Source organism: Thermodesulfovibrio sp., from assembly GCF_049969575.1.
Taxonomy (GTDB): Bacteria; Nitrospirota; Thermodesulfovibrionia; order Thermodesulfovibrionales; family Thermodesulfovibrionaceae; genus Thermodesulfovibrio; species Thermodesulfovibrio obliviosus.
Window position 1 is genome coordinate 44008 of record NZ_JBMFOO010000007.1, and the last position, 7210, is coordinate 51217.

Annotated in this window: 6 protein-coding genes and 1 tRNA gene; 6 read left to right on the forward strand and 1 reads right to left on the reverse strand. The window is 36.1% G+C overall.

Features of this window, described 5'->3' with window-relative positions; genetic code table 11:
• Window positions 1–2 precede the first annotated feature (2 nt).
• The 5 genes from hisH to ispD all read left to right on the forward strand — a co-directional run bounded on the left by hisH (window position 3) and on the right by ispD (window position 6065).
• Entirely contained in the window at window positions 3–614 is a 612-nt protein-coding gene (gene hisH, locus ACP5O9_RS03115) for an imidazole glycerol phosphate synthase subunit HisH (protein WP_353686290.1), read from the forward strand.
• Window positions 611–2476: a selenocysteine-specific translation elongation factor gene (selB, locus tag ACP5O9_RS03120; protein WP_424905249.1), complete on the forward strand. Its 1866-nt coding sequence runs from the start codon at window positions 611–613 to the stop codon at window positions 2474–2476. The genes hisH and selB overlap by 4 nt, the downstream gene beginning before the upstream one ends.
• A 1-nt stretch (window position 2477) precedes the next feature.
• Entirely contained in the window at window positions 2478–3908 is a 1431-nt protein-coding gene (locus ACP5O9_RS03125; protein ID WP_353686288.1) for a DegQ family serine endoprotease, read from the forward strand.
• Window positions 3909–4060: 152 nt separating this feature from the next.
• The gene (locus tag ACP5O9_RS03130; protein WP_424905247.1) at window positions 4061–4903 is read left to right on the forward strand and encodes a PIN/TRAM domain-containing protein; all 843 of its coding nucleotides are present in this window, start codon (window positions 4061–4063) and stop codon (window positions 4901–4903) included.
• Window positions 4893–6065 (forward strand): 2-C-methyl-D-erythritol 4-phosphate cytidylyltransferase, encoded by a 1173-nt coding sequence (ispD, locus tag ACP5O9_RS03135; RefSeq protein WP_424905246.1) that lies wholly within the window; start codon window positions 4893–4895, stop codon window positions 6063–6065. Before ACP5O9_RS03130 ends, ispD begins: the two co-directional genes overlap by 11 nt.
• Here ispD and ACP5O9_RS03140 read toward each other — a convergent pair.
• On the reverse strand, window positions 6054–7070 hold the full coding sequence (locus ACP5O9_RS03140) for an alpha-hydroxy-acid oxidizing protein (protein ID WP_353686285.1): 1017 nt from the start codon (window positions 7068–7070) through the stop codon (window positions 6054–6056). The two genes, ispD and ACP5O9_RS03140, sit on opposite strands and share 12 nt — an antisense overlap.
• A 46-nt stretch (window positions 7071–7116) precedes the next feature.
• Between ACP5O9_RS03140 and ACP5O9_RS03145 the strand changes: the two genes are divergently transcribed.
• A tRNA-Ala gene (locus ACP5O9_RS03145) sits at window positions 7117–7189 on the forward strand.
• The last annotated feature ends 21 nt before the right edge of the window (window positions 7190–7210 follow it).

Genomic DNA, 7210 nt, shown 5'->3' on the forward strand with positions numbered 1-7210 from the left:
AAATGATAGCAGTTGTTGACTATGGAATGGGAAATATAAGAAGCGTTTCAAGGGCATTAGAGGCAGTGGAAGCTCAGGTAAAAATAACTCAGAATGCAGAGGATATTAAAAATGCCCGAGCTATTGTGCTTCCCGGAGTTGGAGCTTTCCGTGACTGCATGGAAAACCTTTCAGAATTGGGACTATTACAAACAATAAAAGAAGAAATTGTTAATGGCAAACCTTATCTTGGAATATGTCTGGGAATGCAGATACTTTTTAGTGAATCTGAAGAGTTCGGATTTTGCAAAGGGCTTGATATATTTAAAGGAAGGGTTGTAAGATTCAATCTTCCAAGACAATACAAAATCCCTCATATGGGATGGAATGTAGTTAAATTCAAAAGAAAAAACAAAATACTGGAAGGCATTCCTGATAATTCCTATTTTTATTTTGTTCACTCTTACTATGTTGTCCCAGAAGACGAAAGGATTATTGCTGGAGTTACAGATTATGGCACAGATTTTACATCAATGATAATTTATGAGAATATTTTTGCCACCCAGTTTCATCCTGAAAAATCACAGAAAACAGGACTTACACTTCTTAAAAACTTCGTTCAGTTCAGCAGATGAAAAAAGTAATTCTTGGCACAGCAGGACATATTGATCACGGTAAAAGTGCTATAGTAAAAGCATTAACTGGAATTGATCCTGACAGACTAAAAGAGGAAAAAGAAAGAGGTATAACAATTGATCTTGGTTTTGCAAACATAAGATATCCAGACCTGATTGTTGGCATAGTTGATGTACCAGGACATGAAAGACTCATCAAAAACATGCTTGCAGGAGTTGGTGGAATTGATATAGTAATGCTGGTAGTTGCTGCAGATGAAGGAGTTATGCCTCAGACAAAAGAACACCTGGCAATATGCGATTTGTTAAAAATAAAATCAGGATTGATTGCTCTGAATAAAGTAGATCTTGTTGATGAAGAAACAATAGAACTTGCAAAAGAAGATGTAAAGGAAGCTGTTAAAGGAACATTTCTTGAAAATGCTCAAATAATACCAGTTTCAGCTAAAACTGGATACAATATTGAGCTTTTAAAGGAAAAAATCAGACAACTCGCTTTATCAGTTGAAGAAAAATCAACTGGTGGAATATTCAGAATGCCCATTGACAGGGTTTTCACATTAAAGGGTTTTGGAACTGTTGTTACAGGAACAGTTCTTTCAGGAAAAATCTCTGTTGACTCCCCTGTAGAAATTCTTCCAGCAGGAATTAGTTCAAGGATAAGAGGACTTCAGAGTCATGGAGAAAAACTTGATGAAGCGTATGCCGGACAAAGAGTTGGAATAAATCTTCAGGGAGTATCAAAAGAAGACCTTAAAAGAGGAGATGTTGTCAGTATTCCTCAAAAACTTAAACTAACTACATTTCTGGAAGTAAAGATAAAGCTTTTAAAAGATGTAAGTCCCCTCAAAAACGGAGCCCCCATTCATTTTTATCTTACTACATCTGAAACTGTAGGCAGGATAAAGCTTTTCAACAAAGCTGAAATTTTACCTGAAGAAGAAAGCTTTGCTTATGTGAAGTTGCAGGAACCCATAGTGGCAATGGCTCAGGATAAATTTATTTTTCGAAGATTTTCTCCACTTGAAACTCTTGGTGGAGGAATTGTTCTTGATCCTGATCCACCAAGAAAAAAGAGAGAAATACAATCTGAGCATCTTGAATTGCTTTCCAGTGGCAGCCTTTCACAAAAGATAGAAATCAAGATTAAAAGGAAGGCATTTAAGGGGGTCTCAATATCTGAGCTTGAAGGCTGGATAAATGCAGATTTAAAAGAGATTAAAAAAGCCATAGATGAACTTCTTGAAAAACGAAAGATTATAAAGGCGGAAAATCAGCTTTTCCATATAGATGTTTTCAATAATTTCAAATCATCTCTATTAAATTTACTTAAAGAATTCCATCAAACCAATCCATTTAAGGAAGGTTTACCCAAGGAAGAGCTGAAAACAAAACTCTCTGTTGATTCTGAGCTTTTAATGCTTTTGCCCTATATTGAAGAAATTTCAGTGGAAGGCAACACAGTAAAGCTTAAATCAGCCCAGAGGGAAGAGATTGATCCCGTGCTTGAGGAAAGAATAATAAGAGAACTTCAAAGAGAATTTCAACCTCCACTTAAAGAAGAGATTGCTCAAAAACTCTCAATCTCTGAATCAAAGTTATCAGACATATTAAAAATAATTGTTAGAAAAGGAAAGATAGTTCGAATAAATGACTCTTTGTATCTTCCAGTGGAAAGTTATAACAAAATGCTTGAACTGCTTAAAGATTTCTTTTCAAAAAAGAATGAGATGACAGTTTCTGAATTCAGAAATCTTCTTAATACAACAAGAAGATATGCTATAGCATATCTTGAGCATCTTGATTCCCATAAAATAACTCTAAGGATTGGAGAGATCAGGAAAATGGTTAAAAGAGGATAAAATGACAAGAAAAAAACTTGCTTTAATCATTTTAACTTTCATCATTGGATGTTTAAGTGGGATAACATTATTTTATCTCATAACCACAACAAGACAGTCTATCCCTATTTATAGAGATATTGCTGAGCCTGTTAAAAGCTTTGCTGAGATAGTAAAAGCAGTTTCTCCTTCAGTTGTAAACATCTCTACAACAAGGACTGTCCAGAATCCGCCAACACTTGAAGATCTTTTTGAATTCTTACCACCTTTTGGAAATTCTCAAGGTAAAAAATGGAAAGAAATGAGCATGGGCTCAGGAGTAGTTGTTTCAACTGATGGATACATCCTTACAAATTATCATGTTATTGAACAGGCAGAAGACATAAAAGTAACTCTCTATGATAGAAGAACATTTAAAGCCACTTTAGTTGGTGCTGATCCTAAAACCGATCTTGCAGTAATTAAAATAAATGCAAAGGATTTACCAGTTGCTCCATGGGGAGATAGTGACAAACTTCAGGTAGGAGATTTTGTCCTTGCCATTGGCAATCCCTATGGATTAACTCACACTGTTACAATGGGAATAATAAGCGCTACAGGAAGAGCAGATGTGGGAATAGCAGACTATGAAGACTTTATCCAAACAGACGCAGCAATTAATCCAGGCAATTCAGGAGGCCCGCTTGTAAACATAAAAGGAGAAATTATAGGGATAAATACAGCAATATTTTCAAAAACTGGAGGATATCAGGGAATAGGATTTGCTGTTCCAAGTAATATGGCTCGTATAATAAAAGACAGTTTAATAAAGGAAGGCAGGGTAATAAGAGGCTGGATAGGAATAATGGTTCAGGACTTAACAGCTGAGCTTGCTGAGAGATTTAATTTAAAAGAAGCATATGGAGTTATCATTACAGATGTAACAAAAAATTCACCTGCTTACAAAGCAGGACTCCGCAGAGGTGACATAATTCTGGAATATGATGGCAAACAAATAACAGAAAGTGCTATACTTAGAAATCTTGTAGCTCAAAGTAAAATTGGCTCAATTGTGAATCTAAAAATTTTCAGAGATAGTCAGATTTATACACTACCAGTTACAATTGCTCAAATTCCTTCAGAACAGATTCAGGATACAAAAATTTTAAAAAAATCAACAGGAAAGCCTGAAAATCCCTTTAAAGGACTATCAGTAATTGACCTTGACCCATCAATGGCGAAACAGATTGGAGTAGATTTAGAAGACCGAGGAGTTGTTGTTTATAAAATTGAACCTGGCTCACCAGCTGAAACCACAGGACTTAGAAAGGGAGACTTAATAATGGAGATTGAAAGACAAAGAATAGTTTCTGCATCTGATTTTCAAAAGGCAATACGGAGAATCTCAAGACCTGATGTTCTTGTGCTGATAAACAGAGGCGGTAAAAAATTTTATATGATTCTGGGATCATGAGCCTGTTAGTTCTTCTTTTTGTGATAACTATTGGTATTGTTAGTTTTTTCACCTTAAGTGAGTCATTTTTCATCAATCCCATTATAAAAAGCCTGATTGTCTTATCAGGAAGCATTTTTTTACTGCTTTTCATATACTCAAATTTCAAAAAAATGAATAGTTCGCAAATACTGTTTGGATTTTTAGGGCTTTTTTTCGGAATTTTAACAGGACTTCTTTTAAGCATTCCTCTGTTAATTTTCTATGATCTGAAATTTATTGTTTTCAGCATTATTACAGGTTTTGGATATGCTGGTGCAATTTTTGGTTTAAAAAAAGCTCAGACAATAAAAATTGCAGATATTCTATGGATAATTAAAAAAGAAGCTATCTGGGAAGAGCCTAAAATCCTTGATACTAATGTTCTCATAGATGGCAGAATTGCAGATCTTGTAGAGTTAGGTTTCATAAAAGGCACATTATTGATTCCAAGATTTGTTTTAAAAGAAATCCAGTACATTGCAGACTCCCCAGATCCTCTGAGAAGAGCAAAAGGCAGAAGAGCACTTGATGTGCTTCAGAAAATTAAGAGTGCTGAAAAAATAAGATTTGAGATTGTGGAAAAAGACATTCCTGAAATAAAGGAAGTTGATATAAAACTCGTTGAAATTACAAGAATTCTTAAAGGCACACTGATTACAAATGATTTAAATCTCATAAAAATTGCTCAATTAAGAGGAGTGCCTGTACTGAATATGAATGAACTTGCTCAGGCAATGAGACCTCCTGTGCTTCCAGGTGAGGTTCTAAAACTCTTTATAGTTAAAGAAGGTAAAGAGCCTGAGCAGGGAGTTGCTTATCTTGATGACGGAACAATGGTGGTTGTTGAGGAAGGGAAACAATATATTGGTAAGACTATTGATGTGGTAATTCACAGTGTTTTACAAACAGGAACTGGAAGAATGATATTTGGCAAACCAAAGGCTGAGGCATCTGAACCGCATCATGAAGTGTAGCGCTATAATTGTTTCAGCTGGCTTAGGGAAAAGATTTGGCTCGCCAGATAAAGTATTTTTTGAAGTAAATGACAAACCAATTTTTATATGGGCTGTTCAAGCTTTTGACAATCTTGAGTTTATCAATGATATATGGATCGTAACAAGAAAAGATGCAGTCCAAAAAGTACGCTCTTATCTAAAAATTTTTAACATTAAAAAAGTTAAAGAAATTGTTGAAGGTGGAAAGGAAAGACAGGACTCTGTTTACAATGCCTTGAAAGTAATGCCAGAGGATACAGAAGTTGTTTTAATTCATGATGCAGCCCGTCCATTGGTCAGTAAAGAATTGGTAGAAAGGGTGTTTTATGCCATGAGTCCACAGATTGACGGTGTAATCCCGGTAACAAGAATAACCGATACAGTTAAATGGATTAAAAGTAAAAACATTGTTGGCGGAACGCTTAATAGAGAAATTCTAAGAACAGTGCAAACGCCTCAGGCATTTTGGTTTAAAAAGATTCTTAAGGTTTACGAAAAAGCTTACAGAGAAGGAGTTTATGGAACGGATGATGCCTTTTTAATAGAAAGATATGGTGGCACAATTTATACTGTAGAAGGTGATGAAAAAAACATTAAAATAACAACAAGGCAGGACCTGGAAAAAATGAAATCACTTTATTTAAACAATCTTCAGTCTTCAATCTTAAATATAAGAGTTGGTATAGGACATGACAGTCACAGGCTTGTCTCAGGAAGAAAACTTATTATCGGAGGAATTGAAATACCTTATGAAAAAGGACTTGAAGGGCATTCAGATGCCGATGTTTTAGTTCATGCAATAATTGATGCAATACTTGGCTCAGCAGGAGCAGGTGACATAGGAACACATTTTCCTGATACAGATCCTCAATATAGGGATATTTCAAGCTTTGTTTTACTTGAGAAAACTTTAAAACTTGTGCATGAGCAAAAAATTGAACCATTATGGATTGACTGCATAATATTTGCTGAAAAACCAAAACTCAGCCCTTATATACCGAGAATGGTACAAAACTTTCAAAAACTTGGATTAAAAGTAAACATCAAAGCAAAAACAGCTGAAGGCATGGGATTTATTGGAAGAGGTGAAGGAATAGCCGCCCAGGCAATATGCCTGAGCAGCATAAAATTAGAACCTTAAAATAGCTCTTGGAACATCCTTTACTGAGGCAACACCTGTAAGAAGCATTGCCTGTTTAAGCTCATTCTTTATATTGTCAAAATAAAGCTTAAGAGCTTCTCTTCCACCACCAAAAACCGCTACAACAACTGGTCTTCCAATAAGCACAGCATCTGCTCCAAGAGCAAGAAGCTTAAGCACATCAACTCCTGAACGAACTCCTCCATCTGCAATAATTTTAATTTTACCTTTAAATTTTTCAGCAATTTCTGGCAGAACCTCTGCAACACCTGGAGTGTGGTCAAGAATTCTTCCACCATGATTTGATACAACAATTGCTGAAGCACCCACGTTGTAAGCAATTTCAGCTTCTCTCAAAGTCATTATTCCTTTGAGAATAAATGGAAGAGAGGTTGCCTTAACGAGTTCTTCAATCTCCTTTGGAGATTTTGGACTGACAGGCTGTCCCTTCAGTGCCATTGTAATAAGTCCTGCTCCGTCAATATCAACTCCCACTGCTCTTGCTCCCGCATCTTCAGCCTGCTTTATTCTTTTGATTATCTCATCCTGTGCTCTTGGCTTAATTATAGGAATTCCTTTGCCATTATTTTTCTTAATTGCATTAATTCCACTTCCATACATTAATGGATCTGCTCCATCACCTGTCCAGCCAATTGTTCCTGCCATAATAGAGCCTGCAATTACCTCTTCACAATAAACCTCTTCTGTAATTGCACCTCCCATGTTGTATGTTGTTCCTGTGATTGGTGCAGCCATTACAGGAAGGGAAAGACTTTGACCAAAAATTTCAATAGCTGTATCAGGTTCTCTTACATTATGGATAGTGGAAAGATTGAGTTTGATCTTGTGTAAAGCTTCAATATTGGCTTTGAAAGAAGAGCCTGTTCCAACGCCACCCATACCCGGGACTTCTCCTGCACAGGCAATGCCATTGCAAATAGGACATACACGGCAGTAAGGTTTTAACTTTTCTTTTGCATTTTTTTTCACATCCTGCCAGTTCATCTGTTCCTCCTTAGAAATTTTTTGATAAAATATTATAAAACAAAGCGGGCGGTTAGCTCAGTTGGGAGAGCGCCAGAATCGCACTCTGGAGGTCGGGGGTTCAAGTCCCCTACCGTCCATCAAGAATTATCAAGGGTTTG

Bases quoted from the DNA above. Each gene is read 5' to 3' on its own strand.
- hisH (WP_353686290.1), top strand. From the start codon at position 3: ATGATAGCAGTTGTTGACTATGGAATGGGAAATATAAGAAGCGTTTCA.
- selB (WP_424905249.1), top strand. From the start codon at position 611: ATGAAAAAAGTAATTCTTGGCACAGCAGGACATATTGATCACGGTAAA.
- ACP5O9_RS03125 (WP_353686288.1), top strand. From the start codon at position 2,478: ATGACAAGAAAAAAACTTGCTTTAATCATTTTAACTTTCATCATTGGA.
- ACP5O9_RS03130 (WP_424905247.1), top strand. From the start codon at position 4,061: ATGAATAGTTCGCAAATACTGTTTGGATTTTTAGGGCTTTTTTTCGGA.
- ispD (WP_424905246.1), top strand. From the start codon at position 4,893: ATGAAGTGTAGCGCTATAATTGTTTCAGCTGGCTTAGGGAAAAGATTT.
- ACP5O9_RS03140 (WP_353686285.1), bottom strand. From the start codon at position 7,070: ATGAACTGGCAGGATGTGAAAAAAAATGCAAAAGAAAAGTTAAAACCT.